Origin of the sequence: Paenarthrobacter aromaticivorans (assembly GCF_019038615.1) — a bacterium.
GTDB classification, from domain to species: Bacteria; Actinomycetota; Actinomycetes; order Actinomycetales; family Micrococcaceae; genus Arthrobacter; species Arthrobacter aromaticivorans.
Map to the genome: position 1 here is coordinate 39498 of NZ_JAHOPC010000006.1, position 15634 is coordinate 55131.

12 protein-coding genes and 2 tRNA genes are annotated in these 15634 nt (G+C 62.8%); 10 read left to right on the forward strand and 4 right to left on the reverse strand.

All coding sequences use genetic code 11. The annotated features are described in order from the left end of the window. Window positions 1–56: 56 nt before the first annotated feature. Complete coding sequence (locus KSW38_RS11220; RefSeq protein WP_254186386.1) at window positions 57–1397, forward strand: glycosyltransferase 87 family protein; 1341 nt, start codon at window positions 57–59, stop codon at window positions 1395–1397. A 24-nt stretch (window positions 1398–1421) separates the two neighbouring features. On the opposite strand, the gene KSW38_RS11225 is transcribed toward KSW38_RS11220, so the two are convergent. From KSW38_RS11225 to KSW38_RS11235, 3 genes are read right to left on the reverse strand one after another with little or no spacing between them, the layout of a single operon-like run. Beyond that, entirely contained in the window at window positions 1422–2969 is a 1548-nt protein-coding gene (locus KSW38_RS11225) for an APC family permease (RefSeq protein ID WP_216925027.1), read from the reverse strand. Continuing rightward, entirely contained in the window at window positions 2966–4171 is a 1206-nt protein-coding gene (locus tag KSW38_RS11230; RefSeq protein WP_216925028.1) for a glutathionylspermidine synthase family protein, read from the reverse strand. Before KSW38_RS11230 ends, KSW38_RS11225 begins: the two co-directional genes overlap by 4 nt. 2 nt (window positions 4172–4173) lie before the next feature. Beyond that, complete coding sequence (locus tag KSW38_RS11235) at window positions 4174–4923, reverse strand: Tat pathway signal protein (protein WP_216925029.1); 750 nt, start codon at window positions 4921–4923, stop codon at window positions 4174–4176. Between the two features lie 151 nt (window positions 4924–5074). Here KSW38_RS11235 and KSW38_RS11240 point away from each other — a divergent pair, with 151 nt between their 5' ends. The 9 genes from KSW38_RS11240 (at window position 5075) to KSW38_RS11280 (ending at window position 14190) form a co-directional block, all read left to right on the forward strand. After that, a complete protein-coding gene (locus KSW38_RS11240) occupies window positions 5075–6598 on the forward strand; it encodes a sensor histidine kinase (protein WP_216925030.1) in 1524 nt (507 codons plus the stop codon). Beyond that, complete coding sequence (locus KSW38_RS11245) at window positions 6595–7269, forward strand: response regulator (protein ID WP_216925031.1); 675 nt, start codon at window positions 6595–6597, stop codon at window positions 7267–7269. Before KSW38_RS11240 ends, KSW38_RS11245 begins: the two co-directional genes overlap by 4 nt. Before the next feature lie 30 nt (window positions 7270–7299). Beyond that, window positions 7300–7956, forward strand: coding sequence for an MOSC domain-containing protein (locus KSW38_RS11250; RefSeq protein WP_216925032.1), 657 nt, complete (start codon window positions 7300–7302; stop codon window positions 7954–7956). A gap of 427 nt (window positions 7957–8383) precedes the next feature. Next, window positions 8384–10552: a DEAD/DEAH box helicase gene (locus KSW38_RS11255; RefSeq protein ID WP_216925033.1), complete on the forward strand. Its 2169-nt coding sequence runs from the start codon at window positions 8384–8386 to the stop codon at window positions 10550–10552. Window positions 10553–10852: 300 nt separating this feature from the next. Continuing rightward, on the forward strand, window positions 10853–11455 hold the full coding sequence (locus KSW38_RS11260; RefSeq protein ID WP_216925034.1) for a LysM peptidoglycan-binding domain-containing protein: 603 nt from the start codon (window positions 10853–10855) through the stop codon (window positions 11453–11455). A 118-nt stretch (window positions 11456–11573) separates the two neighbouring features. After that, window positions 11574–11645 (forward strand) — tRNA-Thr (locus KSW38_RS11265). 61 nt (window positions 11646–11706) lie between these two features. After that, window positions 11707–11780 (forward strand) — tRNA-Met (locus KSW38_RS11270). An 84-nt stretch (window positions 11781–11864) separates the two neighbouring features. Beyond that, window positions 11865–12521, forward strand: a complete 657-nt coding sequence (locus KSW38_RS11275) for an SDR family oxidoreductase (RefSeq protein WP_216925035.1) — start codon at window positions 11865–11867, stop codon at window positions 12519–12521. A 97-nt stretch (window positions 12522–12618) separates the two neighbouring features. After that, window positions 12619–14190 (forward strand): Na+/H+ antiporter, encoded by a 1572-nt coding sequence (locus tag KSW38_RS11280; protein WP_216925036.1) that lies wholly within the window; start codon window positions 12619–12621, stop codon window positions 14188–14190. Window positions 14191–14225: 35 nt separating this feature from the next. Here KSW38_RS11280 and KSW38_RS11285 read toward each other — a convergent pair whose 3' ends face one another. After that, a complete protein-coding gene (locus KSW38_RS11285; RefSeq protein WP_216925037.1) occupies window positions 14226–15449 on the reverse strand; it encodes an ROK family protein in 1224 nt (407 codons plus the stop codon). Window positions 15450–15634 lie beyond the last annotated feature (185 nt).

Below are 15634 nucleotides of genomic sequence, written 5' to 3' on the forward strand. Positions count from 1 at the left end.
GTATTCCGGGAGCCACTGGATTCCCACTGCACAAAGAAAATATTGGGGGACAAGACATGGCACTGCCCGGCGTCGATTTACAGGCTAACGCGGATGCCGGAAAGTCTGCATCCACCACCCCACGGGCACTCCATTGGCTCCCGTGGGCGCTCTTGATATGGCCCGTCTGGCTGATGCTTGCTGGCTGGAGTAAGGAGGGCCTGGACTTCAGCGTCTACTGGTTCGGCGGAAGCATCCTCAACGACGCCGGTGCCTCGCCCTCGGACTTGTACGGCCCAAGCGTTGCCGCAGCCGGAGGACCGGAACTTCCCTTTACCTATCCGCCGTTCGCAGCGCTCATCTTCGGCCTGCTGGCACTCTGGCCGCAACCAGCAGCACTGATGCTCTTCAACGTGGCCGGTGTGGCGATTGCCGCCTGGGTTGCCGCCACCATTGTGAAGTATTGGGCCTCCAAGCACGACTGGCGCAGTGCATTTTCATCTAGCCGCGGCCGCTGGGTCGTAGGGGCGCTGTTCCTGGCTGTCCTGTTCCTTGGTCCATGGCGTGAGACGTTGGCGTTCGGCCAGATCAACATCCTCCTCATGGGCTTGATGGCCGTCGACCTGCTGGGCGCCTCCCGTCGTCGGGGGTTCCGTGGCAGCGGCTTCCTGGTGGGCATAGCTGCGGGTATCAAGCTGACGCCTCTTGTCTTTGGCCTGTACTTCCTGATGCGCAAGGATTGGCGTGGACTGGTCAACATGTCCATCGGTTTCGCCGGCACCGTCCTCCTGGCATGGGTAGTCCGGCCAGCTGAGTCGCTGCAGTTCTGGCTGGAAATACTCCCTGATACGTCCCGAATCGGCGGCGCTGGCTACGTGGACAACCTCTCGATAAAGGGCGCGTTGCTGCACTTCGGCGTGCCGCAGGATTCAGTAACCGTTCCGTGGCTCGCGCTCAGCCTCGCCACGGTTGTGCTCGCGGCCTTCCTGATCCGCGCGGCCAGTTTGCAAGGAGCCCGCGTCATTGCAATGTCGACGACGGCACTCACCATGCTGCTCATCAGCCCCGTCTCGTGGTCCCACCATTGGGTCTGGATGGCCGTGGTCCTGCCGTCGTTCGCCTGGACCATCAAGGAAACGCCTGGCCGGTACAGGGCGCAGAGAATCGTGATGACCGCTGTGCTGGCCGTTTCCACGCTGGTCTTCTTTTATTCGCCAAAGACCATCGGCACGGCACTGGGTGCCGCGGACCTCAACGTCCAGACGCCGGGGCTCTGGATCATGGCATCCAGCGCAGGCGTGTTCTGCGCCGTGGCGATTCTGGTCTGCTGGTTGGTCGCGTTGCGGCGGGACGCTGTCCAGCTCGAGGTCCCTGACATTCCCACGCGGCTCCGTCAGTGGACCGCAGCGCAACGCTAGGCTTATTCGCCGCTTGCTCGCCGCTTAGTCGCCGCGCACCACCCCGGCGTCAGCGCGCTCCCCAGTGAAGAAGCCACGCGTGGCAGGTGCAAAACGGCACACGATGGCCAGCACCACGCCCAGGAGCAGAAGCAGGACTCCGCTGACAAACGCTCCGCCGATTCCAAAGATCTGGGTATCTCCATACTCCGGATCCCACATCTGCACCGCCGAAATGAAGAACGCCACCGTCAGCGATACCGCTCCCAGGAAGGGCAGGATGCCACGGAACCACAGGTTGCGGGCAGAATCCCGGAGGGTGGAGCGGAAGAACCACACGCACGAGAAACCGGTCAGGGCGTAGTAGAACGCGATGAACAGGCTGATGGCACTGATGGAGTCCGCCAGCAGGTCCTCGCTGAGGAAGCTCATGGCCACGTAATACACCACGGCAGCCACGCCCATGACCTGGGTTGAGAAACCCGGTGTCTGGAATCGTTCGTGGACCTTGCCAAAACGCGCCGGCAGGGCACCGTGCACCCCCATGGACAGCGTGCCCCGGGCTGTGGGGAGGATGGTGGTCTGCGTTGAGGACAGCACGGATGCCAGAACTGCCACCACGATCAGCCAACCCCACGGGCCCAGCACTACATCCTTCATAGCCAGGAAGACGTCATCCTGGTTCGCTTCATTGCCCAGGCCGATGCCCTCGGTCCCGACACTCGCGTACATCATGACCAGCAGGGCAACGGAGACATAGATTGCCACCAGGACGAACGCAGAAATGACTGCACCCCGGCCGGGAGTCTTCGCAGGGTTTTCGGTTTCTTCGTTCAGGGCCAGGCAGGTGTCCCAGCCCCAGTAGATGAACAGGGCCAGCAGGACCCCGTGAACCACCGCGCTGGGATCGGCGAAGGCACCGGCGGGGTTGAACCACTCAAAGTCGAAAGGCTGGATGGTTGCGCTGCCGTTGGCTCCCCCAGGCGCGCCACCGGCGATCCCAACAATAATGGCCACCGCGAAGATGCCCAGTGAAATGTACTGGATGTAAGTCAAGGTCCGCTGGACGTGCTCGCCCAGCCGGATGCCGCGGTGATTAACGTAGGTCATGAACGCGATGAACAGGACCCCGGTGGCGGTAACCAGCCAGGTGTTGGCAGCCAGGGAAGAGTCGCCGATCAGCAACCACAGATATTTCCCGGCGATCTGGGCCAGGTTGGCGAGGACTACGATGCCGGCCAACGCCACGCCCCAGCCGCCCAGCCAGGCAGCCCACGGACCAAAGGCCTTGCGGGCCCAGAAGAACGTGGTGCCACAGTCAGGGAGCGCACTGTTCAGCTCGCGGAATGCATAGGCGATGAAGAGCACCGGAATGAAGGCAAGAACCAGGATCAGGGGCGTGTAGTTGCCGTTGACGGCGACAATGAGCCCCAGCGTAGCGGCCAGCGAATATACGGGAGCCGTGGACGCCAGCCCCAGCATGACCGAGTCGCCAAGGTCCAGGATGCCTGCATGGAGGCCTTTGGAAGGTACGACGGCGGTACGGCCACCGCCCGCTGAACCGCCGTCCGGCGTCGAGGTTTCAGTGCTCAAAGTGCAGCTCCATAAGAAGTAGTGGTGGGGGCGGCAGGCGCCGGGGCATCGATGGTGTTGGGGACGAAGCGGCAGAAATAATCCGTGATGGGGCCATCCGATTCACGGATGCCGCAGCCCACTGACTCGCCGTCCACCACCCAGAGACCAAGCACCGGATGGTTGCCATCGAAGTCGGGGAGAGAGTGGTACTCCTGGAAGCACCACCCTTCACGGCCATAGCCGCCGGGCTGCTGCAGTTCGATGCCGGGCGCATGGATGCGGATGTTGTCGCCCTCGCGGCCATGAAGAGGCTTGGCCACCCATTCCTTCAGCGGGCCTGGATCGCCAAGGAACGCCGGCAGCAGGTTCTCGTGGCCGGGGTACAGGTGCCACAGCGCAGCGAGCAGGGCCTTGTTGGAGAGCAGCATCTTCCACGCGGGCTCCACCCAGCGGGGGTTGTGTGCCCGCGTCAGCAGCCGGTGTCCGAAAGGTTCCTTCATCATCAGTTCCCACGGATACAGCTTGAACATGGTGTTGATCATGAAATTGTCCAGGTCCACAAAGCGGTTCAGGTTCGGGTCCCAGCCGATGTCGGACATATTGATGCCGATGGTCGTCCACCCGCCTTGGCTCGCCACATCCCGCATGTAGGCGGCAGTCATCCAGTCCTCACCGGATTCTTCGGCCTCCGAATGAGCCACATGCAGTGTGCTCATCCCGGTGCGGAACTGCAGCTTTTTCCATTGCCGGATCAGCGCCTCATGGATTCCGTTCCACTGGTCCTTTTCCGGGAACACATCCTGCAGCCAGAACCACTGCGCTACGGAAGCTTCAATGAGGCCTGTCGGGGTATCGGCGTTGTACTCCAGCATTTTTGCCGGACCACCCTTGCCGTCATAGATGAAGTCGAAGCGACCGTAAATATCCATATCCCCGGCCTGCAACGATTCGCCGGCGAGCTCCAGCGCCTGTTGTCCGATGCCAATATCGCCCATGGCCCCCGTGGCGAGAAATTTTGCTGCTTCCAGGCACATGAGGTGCATGTCCTCGGCAGTCTTCTCGAGCGTCTCCACCTCGTCCATGGTGAATTCGTAGTACGCCGACTCGTTCCAGTATTCGATTTTGCGGCCATCGGGCATGGTGGTGGTCGAAAAGACCAGGCCCTGTTCTTCGATCTTCTTTTTCCAGTCCGGCCTGGGCTCGGAGGGCAAACGCTGCACGCCTAGCCTCCCGAGCTTCCGCCGCTTTTGGAACTGCTGCCAAAGCCGCCACGGCTGACTGTGCCGCCCTTGGTGCTGTACCCCGTTGAAGTCTTGGCGCCCTGTGGAACTGTCTTGGTGTAGCTGGGGTAGGAATTGCGGTTCTGTCCCACCGCGGGCACGCTGGCTCCCCGCGAGTAGAAGTACCAGGCGTAGATGGCCGAACCGCGGCCATCCGAGCTGCTGTTGTTGCACTGGGAATCGTCCACGCGCTCGCCGGTTTCATCGTTGAAGCAGACCTGCGCGTAGTCAGCCTCTTGTTCGCTGCTGGCAACCACGGCGGTGATGGTTCCGGCCAGAAGAGCCGTAACGCCCAAACCCACGACGACGGTGCGGCGCCGGGAACGCTTCTTCCGGGCTTCGGCGTGGGCTGCTTCGCGTTCACGTTCCTTGGCGAACGGGTCAATAATGGGGAGCGGCCCGCCGGGCCCGGGCTGGGATGCGCCGGGCGTGGAAGTACCGGGCTTGGAAGAGCCTGCGTTTAAAGAGCCTGGCTCCTGTCCGCCCGGAGCTTTGTCCCTGTCGTCATTGGCAGGAGGAATCAGCTCGGGATGGAGCTCGGGTTTGGGCACCTGCCACGGTGGCGGCTTGGGCGGATTCTTCGCCGCGTCCGGGCCTTGGCCGCCCCCGGCAGCGCCGCTGCCTGACGCGCCGTTGCCTGAAGCGCCGTTTCCTGAAGCACCGCTGCCTGCGGCGCCTTCGTTCGGGTCCATGTATATCCCCCTGGATAGACCGTTGGATTGTCCGGCGCCATGCCGGACCAGATGCTGAAAGCAAGCCTAGTCCTTGAGCGAAGCGCGGGCACTGCTCTCACCGCAGGATGGGCAGAACTGCCCACCCTGCCAACCGTGGAAGGATGTAGCCATGCCAGGTCCTGAAGCACAAAGCAGCGATTCCGACACCGTTATGCTGCGCCTTCCCGCTGTTCGGGGCATCGGCCGTGGACGCGTCGTGACTGGCCTGGTCCTTGCCCTGCTGTTGCCGCCGGGCGTCGAAGTCATGGTCACTGTGCTGGGCTTCCGTAACTTCGCCATGATCATGCTCCTTCAGCTGGCAGCGGCCGTGGCCGTTGCCGCAATCGGAGGCCTGTGGCCCGCCGTGGTCGCGGCGGTGCTGGGTAGTTTCCTGCTGAACTACCTCTCCGCCGAACCCGTGGGTTCCCTGTCCATCGCCGATCCAACCACCCTGTTTACCCTCGTGGTTTTCCTGGCTGTGGCTTGCGGCGTGGCGCTCGCGGTGGGACTGGCAAGCCGCAGGGCCCAGGAGGCTGCGAGGTCCGAGGCCGAGGCCACGGCCCTGAGCGAGTTGGCCCTGCGCATCCTCAGCTCGGACGGCAGCCTTGAATCCTTTCTTGAGAAAGTCCGCGGAAATCTCGGCATGGAGGCTGTGACACTCTTGGGCTCCCCGGGACCGGACATCGTCACAGTGCCAGGAGCACCGCCGCAGTGGCGGATTCTTGCGAGCGCCGGCCCCAATCCGCCGGTGACCCATGCAGCCGCGGACCACGCCGCCGTCGTCGATCCCCATTACACGCTGTTGTTGCGCGGTGGTGCGCTGTCCTCCCAACACCAGCGGCTGCTGGCGGCCTTCGGAGCGTTTGTGGTGGCTGTGCGTGAGCGGCAGCAGCTGGTCAAGAGCAGGCGGGACAACCTTCGCCTGGCCGAGGGAAACAAGATGCGGACGTCCATCCTTCGCGCCGTTTCCCATGATTTGAGGACTCCGTTGGCCGGAATCAAACTGGCTGTGAGCAGCCTGCGGCAGGAAGAGGTCCAGTTCCCTCCGGACGTGCAGAAGGAGTTGTTGGAGACGATCGAGAATTATGCTGACCGCCTGGATCATTTGGTGGACAACCTGTTGGATATGTCCCGGATTACCGCCGATGCCGTGAACCCTTTGCTCGCGGGCACCACCTGGACCGAGATATTGCCCGAAGCACTTCGCGGGATCCCGAAGGAGCGGATACGCAGCGAGCTGCAACCCAACCTGCCGCCCGTAACAGCGGACGCCGGCATGTTGGAAAGCGTGGTGGCAAACATCGTTGAAAACGCGGTGAAGTATGCGCCTGGTTCGGACGTTATCCTGACTGCGCGTGCCGGTGCCGGGATCACAGTGGGGGACCAGCCTGCCAGTGAACTGAGGATCGTGGACCATGGCAGCGGGGTGGGGCATAACGAAGTGCTCGAGATGTTCCAGCCCTTCCAGCGGCTTGGCGATTCGCCCTCCCCGGCAGGTGGCGCGGGCGGCGGCATCGGGTTGGGACTTGCGGTGGCCAAAGGCTTCACGGAGGCCATGGGCGGCACGCTCTTGGCGGAGCCGACGCCAGGTGGCGGCTTGACCATGGTGGTTACTTTGCCGCTGTGGACCGGTCACGGGGGAGGCAGGGCATGACCCGTGTGCTGATTGTTGAGGACGAAGCCCAGATCGCGCGGGCAATGCAGGTAACCCTGCAGGCCCACGGGTACCAGGCAATGACCGTTGGAAACGGCGCCGATGCCCTAAACGCCGTGGCGAAACAAAACGTGAACATTGTTGTACTGGATCTTGGACTGCCGGACATGGACGGGGTGGAGATCATCCGCCGCATCCGCGGGTGGAGCAGTGTGCCCATCATCGTGTTGTCCGCTCGGCATGCCTCGGAGGACAAAGTGGAAGCGCTCGACGCCGGTGCGGACGACTACGTGACCAAGCCCTTCGGACTGGATGAGCTGCTTGCACGGCTTCGGGTCGCCTCGCGCCGGGTGCTTAGCGATCGGGAGGAACCTACCTTGGCGACGTCGGACTTCATGGTGGACCTGGCGGGCAAGAAGATCGTGAAGGATGGGTCAGAGGTGCGGCTGACCCCCACCGAGTGGAACATCCTGGAGTTGCTGGTCCGGAACAAGGGAAAGCTGGTGAGCCAGCAGCAGATCCTGACCCAGGTCTGGGGGCAGGCCTATGCGAAGGAGACGCAATATCTCCGGGTCTATATTGCCCAGTTGCGGCGAAAGCTGGAGCGGGACCCGGCCGTGCCCCGGCACCTGCACACTGAAGCGGGAATGGGTTACCGTTTCGACCCTTAAATCAGGCTCCCCGTCCGTAAACTGTTGTCCATGAACACCGCATCCCTCCTCGCTGTCTGCCGTGTCCACCAGTTGTTGCCGGACCCGGAAGGAAGCGCTGGCGTCACCGCGATAGATAAGCGTCCTGTGGAAGGCCCCGTCAAGATCCACAAGCTCGGCGTCCACGGCGACGTCCAAGCCAACAGGATCGATCACGGCGGTGCAGACCAGGCTCTGTATGCCTATTCCCAGGCGGACGCCGATTACTGGTCAGCCGCACTGGACCGGGAGCTTCCAGCTGGCGTCTTCGGAGAGAACTTGCGGGTGGACGGAATCGAGACCACGGGAGCCGTGATTGGTGAACGTTGGAAGATCGGGCTGGACGTGGAAGTGGAGGTAACGTCACCGCGCGTCCCGTGCGCCACCTTCCAGCGCTTGCTGGACGAGCCGCAATGGGTGAAGCGCTTCACGCAGGCCGGGCGGGTGGGGACCTACCTGCGGGTGATCAAGACGGGGACGGTCTCAGCGGGAGACCATATTCACCGGCTATTCGTTCCGAAGCACGGCATAACTGTTGGCCAGTGGTTCAGTGAGCCCACGCCGGACATGGTGCAAACCCTGCTCGATGCCGAGGCGGACGGGGAGATCCGGCTTCAGGACGAATACCATGAGAAGTTCGAGAAAGTCCTGCGTCGCAACGGGTTGTGAGCCTTCTTGAACGGGCTGCAGGGCTGCCTTGAGGGCTGCCTGGAGGGCCGAAGGTTCGGGTGTGCTCAAGCTCACCTGGTCTTCATCAGCCCTCAACTCGCGGTGATGGCACTCTGTGCCCTACACTTGAAATATCCCCCACTCCGGAAATCCCTTTATCCTGCCCAATTCTTGAGGCAGGACTGGTAAGTGTTGGGGCCCGCAAATGTGTGCGGGCATTTTCATAGGGAGAGCCGGCTAAAGAAAACGCTGTACAGACTGCTGGGATAGCAGCCAAGAGATGCAGCGGGAAGTCCTGCCATGGGATTGCGATAGCGCCGGACTTCTTGCGAAAGCAGGGCACCTTTGCCTGGCTCTTCGCGACGAGTAATGCGGCCAAGCCCAACCGGGCCGCGCCGACTGCCCTATGGATGAGGAATTTCCCCCTATGACCGAAAATCTCAACGAAAACTTCGACGCCCCCAACGCTGAGTCTGCTAACGCAGCAGAGACCGCCGCTGAAGGCACCGTAGTAGACGCACCGGCCACCGCCGCTGCCCCCGTCGAGAACGCTGCACCAGAGTCTGCAGCCCCCACCTTCACCGAAGCTCCTGCCCCCAAGGCAGACGACGAGGAAGAAGGCGTCCGCTTCGTCGATCTTGGCATCGATGGCCGCGTTCTGGCCGCACTGCAGGATGTCGGGTACGAAAAGCCGTCCCCCATCCAGGCAGCCACCATCCCGCTGCTCCTGGAAGGCCGCGACGTCGTCGGCCTGGCCCAGACGGGTACCGGCAAGACTGCAGCCTTCGCTGTCCCTGCCCTGTCACGCCTCGCTGAGCTGCACGACCTCAACGGACCGTCCCGCAAGACCCAGGCATTGGTCCTGGCGCCGACGCGTGAACTGGCCCTGCAGGTTGCTGAAGCGTTCACTTCCTACGCCAAGCACATTGACGACTTCACCGTGCTCCCGGTTTACGGTGGTTCCGCTTACGGTCCCCAGCTGGCCGGCCTTCGCCGCGGTGCGCAGGTTGTTGTCGGTACCCCCGGCCGTGTGATCGACCACATCGCCAAGGGCTCCCTGGACCTCTCCGAACTCCAGTACCTGGTGCTGGACGAAGCTGACGAGATGCTGCGCATGGGCTTCGCCGATGACGTAGAGCAGATCTTCCAGCAGACTCCGGAAACCCGCCAGGTTGCGCTGTTCTCTGCCACCATGCCGGGCCAGATCCGCCGCATGTCCAAGCAGTACCTGAACAACCCTGCTGAAATCTCGGTGAAGTCCAAGACCACCACCGGTGCCAACACCAAGCAGCGCTACCTTCAGGTCATGGGCCCGCACAAGCTGGACGCCCTGACCCGCATCCTCGAGGTTGAAGACTTCGACGGCGTCATCGCCTTCGTGCGCACCAAGATGGCAACCGAGGACCTCGCTGACAAGCTGAAGGCCCGCGGTTTCCAGGCTGCCGCCATCAATGGCGACATCCCGCAGCAGCAGCGTGAACGCACTGTTGACGCGCTGAAGGAAGGCCGCATCGACATCCTGGTTGCTACCGACGTCGCAGCCCGTGGTCTTGACGTTGAGCGCATCAGCCACGTCATCAACTACGACATCCCCCACGACACCGAGTCCTACGTCCACCGCATCGGCCGTACCGGCCGTGCAGGCCGTTCCGGTGACGCGATCCTGTTCATGACTCCGCGGGAGAAGTACCTGCTGCGTTCCATCGAGAAGGCTACGCGCCAGCCGGTGGAGCAGATGCACCTGCCCACGGCCGAGACCGTGAACACGCTGCGCCTGGGCAAGTTCGCTGAGCGCATCACCGAGACCCTCGAGTCCGAGGATGTTGCAGCATTCCGCGACCTCATCGCCTCCTACGAGGAAGAGCACAACGTACCGGCCTCGGAGATCGCTGCTGCACTCGCGGTCATGGCACAGGGCGGACAGCCGTTGCTGGTCAAGGAACTGCCTGCAGCTCCTGAGTACCAGAAGCGCGAACGCTCCAAGGACGGCTTCGGCTCCCGTGGTCCGACCCGTGCACTGACCGAGGGCAACGCCACCTACCGGATCGCCGTCGGACGCCGTCAGCGCGTCATGCCGGGCTCCATCGTGGGCGCCATTGCCAACGAAGGTGGCATCTCCTCCGCACAAATCGGTGGCATCGACATCCGCTCGGACCACTCCCTGGTGGAGCTCCCGGCAGACCTGAGCCCCGAGCAGCTGCGCGCACTGTCCCGTACCCGCATTGGTGGTGAACTGATCCACCTCGAGCTGGATAACGGACGCAGGCCCAGCGGTGACCGTGGCAGCTACTCCGGTGGTGGCGCCGGTGGCCGTGGTGGCTATGGCGACCGCGAAAACCGTGGTGGCGGCAACTTCAAGGGCAGCGGTGGGTTCAAGAAGGACTTCCGCAAGTCCGAAGGTGGCGAGCGTTCCTCTGCCGACCGCGGCGGCCGCACGTACAGCGACCGTTCCGAGCGCACTGCAGGCAGCTTCGGCGATCGCGATCGCGGCCAGTCCAGCGGCTCCCGCTTCGGCGGACACGGCGACGGCGCCCGCAAGCCCCGCAGCGGCGGCGAAGGCGGACACCGCGACTTCAACCGCAAGGGCAAGTGGTAAAGAGTAAGTAGTTCCCGCAGGGGGTTCGGCTTTCGGGCCGGCCCCCTGCGGCGTTTAATCCCCTCAATTCCTGCCTTTGTTCGAGATACGGCGCCTTGTACGTCGGGTATGTCGAACAAGACCGGGATTTCTGCACCCGTCCATGGGCCTGCCGATGAAATGGCTGCTTGACCGCCCCTGCAGGCCGTGCAGGCCTCGGAAGCCTTGGAACGGCCGGAGTGCCGCCGTACGATCGAGGTGCTACGAGTGGCGTAGCTGCGAAGAGCCTGACGGTCGCACGCTGAATGTAGGAGGGTTCCGATGGGATTGCTCGACAACTTGAAGAAGAATCTGGGCCTTGGTGAGAAAGATCACCCAAGCACGGATGCCAGTGTGGTGGATGCCGGTGAAAAGGATCACAGGGGCCAGGGTGCGGCCACCGCGCCGGATGCTCCAGTGGGCCTGCCCGCGCCGGACACCTTAGTTGATCCAGCTGACCAGCCCGCTGCGGACCGCTCCGCTGCCGACCCCTCCGCTGTGGCCCAGGCGGCAGAGGATGCTGCCGCCGTCGATGCTTCTGCTTCGAGCAAAGCCGATGCAGAAGCCGCTGCAGCCCAGGCCGCGGAACAGCAGGCGGCAGCCAACGCTGCGGGCGCTCAGATCGCCGAGCAGGCGGGCGTGGAGCCGGAAGCCCCGGAGGTCCAGCCAATGGCCCAGCAGGCAGCCTCTGAGGCCGCAGCCGAGGCAGGACAACGTGGTCCGGTCGCCCCGCGCGTCACGGAGGTCGTGGTGGAGCCCGGCGACACCATGAGGGGCATCGCTGCGCAGTTCGGGGTGGACCTCGGAGCCCTGATCGCAACGAATGCCGACACCGTGCCCAACCCGGACCTCATCTACCCCGGACAGGTGCTCCGGCTGCCCTGATTTGGGCGGTATCCGGATCAGGAAACTGGCGTCTGCGCAAATTGTGTCGGCGCCGTTTTTCCCCGGTTTTTCGCCGATTTGTAGCTTCTGAAAACGTCCGGTAGAGTATTTACTCGTTGCCCCCCTAGCTCAGTGGTAGAGCGCGTTCTTGGTAAGAACGAGGTCACCGGATCGATTCCGGTGGGGGGCTCTGAATGAGGGCCTGTGTCAAGGCGGTTTTGACCGGCTTGACACAGGTTTTTCTCATTCGTGGCGGTGTAGCTCAGTTGGTTAGAGCGCACGACTCATAATCGTGAGGTCGGGAGATCGAGCCTCCCCACCGCTACAAAGCAAGACCCCGCAGGTATCATCTGCGGGGTCTTTTCATTTGCCCGTCGGCGCCGCCTTCCATCTGGGACAGAATGGGTGCATGAGCCGAATCGCAATCATTGGCGGCCACGGCAAAGTGGCCCTTCATTTATCCCGGATTCTTAGTGGCGAAGGTCACGATGTCACGTCGTTCATTCGAAATCCCGATCATGTGGCAGATGTCACGGAGACTGGAGCCGCTGCGCAGGTACTGGACGTGGAAAACTCGACGACGGCGGAACTCGCCCAGGCGCTGAAGGGCCACGACGCCGTGGTCTGGTCGGCGGGGGCCGGTGGGGGCAACCCGGCCAGGACGTATGCCGTGGACCGGGACGCCGCGATCCGATCCATGGACGCGGCCAAGGAAGCCGGCCTTAAGCGTTACGTGATGGTGTCCTACATAGGAAGTGCAAAGAATCACGGCATTCCCCAGGACCACCCCTTCTTCCCTTACGCAGAGTCCAAAGCAGCGGCCGATGACTACCTGCGCAGTAGCGGCCTGGCTTGGACGGTGCTGGGACCCGGAACCCTGACAGAGGAGCCGGCGTCCGGGTTGATCGAAGTCAACCCGGCAAACCCTGGCAACGGCACCGGGACGTCCCGCGCCAACGTCGCCCTGGTGGCCGCTGCCGTCCTGGAACTTCCTGGCACTATCCACCGGACCATCACTTTCAAGGATGGAACAGTTGACGTGGTGGATGCCCTGACCGCGGATTAACGTGGCAAGGCATCCGTGGACCCCGGGATAGGTTGGTAGGTAGCTTCCGCAGGCCAGGCCTGGGGAAAGCTCGTACAACTTCTGGGGAAGCGGGAACATGGATCAGCTGGCACTCATCATCGGATTGCTGCTTGCCACGGTGCTGGCCGTCGGCTTGGGGGACAGGCTTCGGCTTCCTTACCCGGTCCTGATGCTGCTCCTGGCTGTTGCGCTGACGTTCATACCAGGCTTCCCTGAGTTTGAGATTTCGCCGGAACTGATCCTGCCGATCTTCCTCCCACCGTTGCTCTTTGCCACTGCGCAGAAGAGTTCCTGGGCCGTTTTCCGCGTGCGGTGGCGGACGCTGCTACTCATGGCTGTCGCCTTGGTGGTGGTTTCCACCGCGGTGGTGGCTGGTGCTGCATGGCTCATGATTCCTGGCATCGGGATTCCGGCAGCGATTGCCTTGGGAGCCATGGTTGCGCCGCCGGACCCCGTTGCAGTGGAGTCCGTGGCTGGCCGGGTTCACATGCCCAGGCGGCTCATTACCGTTCTGCAGAGCGAGGGCCTTTTCAATGACGCCGCCGCCATCGTGATCTTCCAGGCAGCGGTTGCCGCCACGGTCTCCGGTAGCGAGGTGGGGCCCAATGTCATCCTGCAGTTCGTGGTGGGTGCGGCCTTGGCAGTGGTCATCGGCATCGCCATGGGCTGGCTGACGAAGTTCATTACCAAGCTTGTGACGTCCATGGTGGCACGCAGCGCGGTCACGCTTGTGGTTCCGTTCGCTGCGTACATCCTGGCGGAAGAGCTGCACGCTTCAGGTGTGGTGGCCGTCGTCGTGACCGCCTTGGAACTGCAACGGCACGCACGGCCGCAGGACGCTGCTGAGCGCATCACGCGGACAGCGTTCTGGGACGTGGTGGAGCTTCTGGCGACCGGACTGGCCTTCGGCCTGGTGGGCTTGGAGATCCGCCACGTCATCCGTGACGAGGGGACGGCGATTTTCGGGATGATCGGCGTTGCCGTGGTGATTTGTGTCCTGGTGTTCGTTGTTCGTTACCTATGGCTCGGGCTGCTAGCTCTAACCGCCCACCAGCGACGAAATCTCCTGCAGCCAACCTCGCCCAAGGAAGTGCTCATCCTGACGTGGTGTGGAATGCGTGGGCTGGCCACACTGGCTCTCGCTTTGGCGCTCCCGGTGACCTTGCCGGATGGGAGTGACTTTCCCGCACGGCACGAAATCCTGGTCATCGCATGCGCCGTGCTTCTGGCCACGCTGGTACTGCCGGGCCTGACGCTTCCTTGGCTGATGCGGGTCCTGAAAGCCACGGAGGACGGTTCCCATGAAAAGGACGCGGCACGCGTTCTGGCCAAACGTGCCCAAACGGCAGCGGTGTCGGCGCTGAAGGACCACGAGCTCATGAAGGAACTCCCAGCGGACAAAGTGGCACTGGTCAAGGAAAAGATGCGCCGGCTCCATGCAGAGCTGCTGGATGGGACGTTGCGCAACGAGTCGGCGGCGGAGAAACGCAAGCGGGGGCGTGAACTCGCCATTGCTGTGCAGACGATCGCGCTGGATGCCGCACGCCAGGAAGTGGTGGAGGCCCGCAATGAGCCTGGGACTGATCCTGGAGTGGCAGATCGTGTTCTGAGGCAGCTGGATCTGCGCACCATGTCCATGCCGGAATAGCCATCCACGTGGCCCGCAGCCGGGCACGGACAGGATCAGGAAGCGTCCGCGCGCTTCGGCAATGACGACGGGGAGAGGTCCAGCGCGTGCTCCTCGACGTAGTCCAGGGCGTGGCGGATCGCACCGACGGACACAATGCCGTCACTGAGGGTGGAAGTTGCCAGCCGCGGGGGAGTGAACGTGAAGTCCGGCAACTGCTTTTCAATGGCTGGGATCAGGGCGTTTGCAGAGGCTGCAACGGCTCCCGCAATAACAACCAACTCGGGGTTGACCAAAGTACTGATTGAGCCGATGACCCGGGCCATGCGGTGCGCCAAACGGTCCAGGACCTGAGCGGCGGCGTGGTCGCCTTCCGCGGATGCCTTGAAAACCATCTCTGCTGTCAGCGCTGCGGGATCATCCCCGCAAAGTTTCCGAAGCTTCGTGCCCTTGGTATCGTCAAGGACTTCCCGCCCCCAGAGCGCAGCGTAGTGCGCGATGCCGTAGGTGTCGCCTACGCCGTCGACGGTGTCCAGGTATCCCAGTTCCCCGAAGCCACCAAGCTGCCCGTGGAGCAAACGGCCGGATTCGAGGATTCCGGAACCCAGACGGTCGCCGGCGAGCATGACAACGAGGTTGTCGACTCCCTGCGCGGTGCCCTGCCACCGTTCCGCGAGGGCTGCGAGGTTGGCGTCGTTTTCAAGGAGTACATGCCAGCCATGCCGCTCTGAAACAATCCCGCGGACATCGAAGGATTTCCAGAATTCCTGGACGGTGAGAACCTCGCCGTCGCGGCTTACCGGGGCAGCCACTCCAACGGACACAGCAAGGATCGAGTCTGCAGATACGCCGGCCTTTTTCAGGACGTCTGCTGCGATCCGGTCCAGCACATCTGCGCGCTCATTGGCAGAGACGTTGTACGTCCGGAAGGGCATCGTGACCTGGGATAATGGTGTTCCGGCCATGTCGGCCACTATGGCGGTGATCTTATTGGCGCCGATGTCGATTCCGAGCACGCTGGCCGCGCTGTCGTCGAAAACAAAGCGACGTGCCGGCCTGCCCTTGATGTAGTCTCCTGCCCCTCGCTGGTTTTCCAGCTCCTGGAGCCAGCCCAGCCGGACAAGTTCGTCGCAGATGGAAATGACGGTGGCGCGGGAGAGCCCAGTGGAAGCCATGAGTTCGGTGCCTGTTACCACACCGGCGCCACGCATGGCCTTGAGCATCGCGCCGGCATTGACCCTGCGAACCAGCTGTGTTGACGGCGCAGTCCCGATCAGCATTCCGGCGCTCCCACCTTTCCAGCCGCCTACCGGAGTGATAGAACGGTCTCTCTAAATTTAGTACATAAATTTAGATGACGACGCATTTCCCCAAAAGCTTGACGGTGTGGTGCTCCTCACTAAATACTAGCGATAGGTCATAAATTTACCTCCTATCTAAAATCGGGTTGAGGTTGAGGTCGACC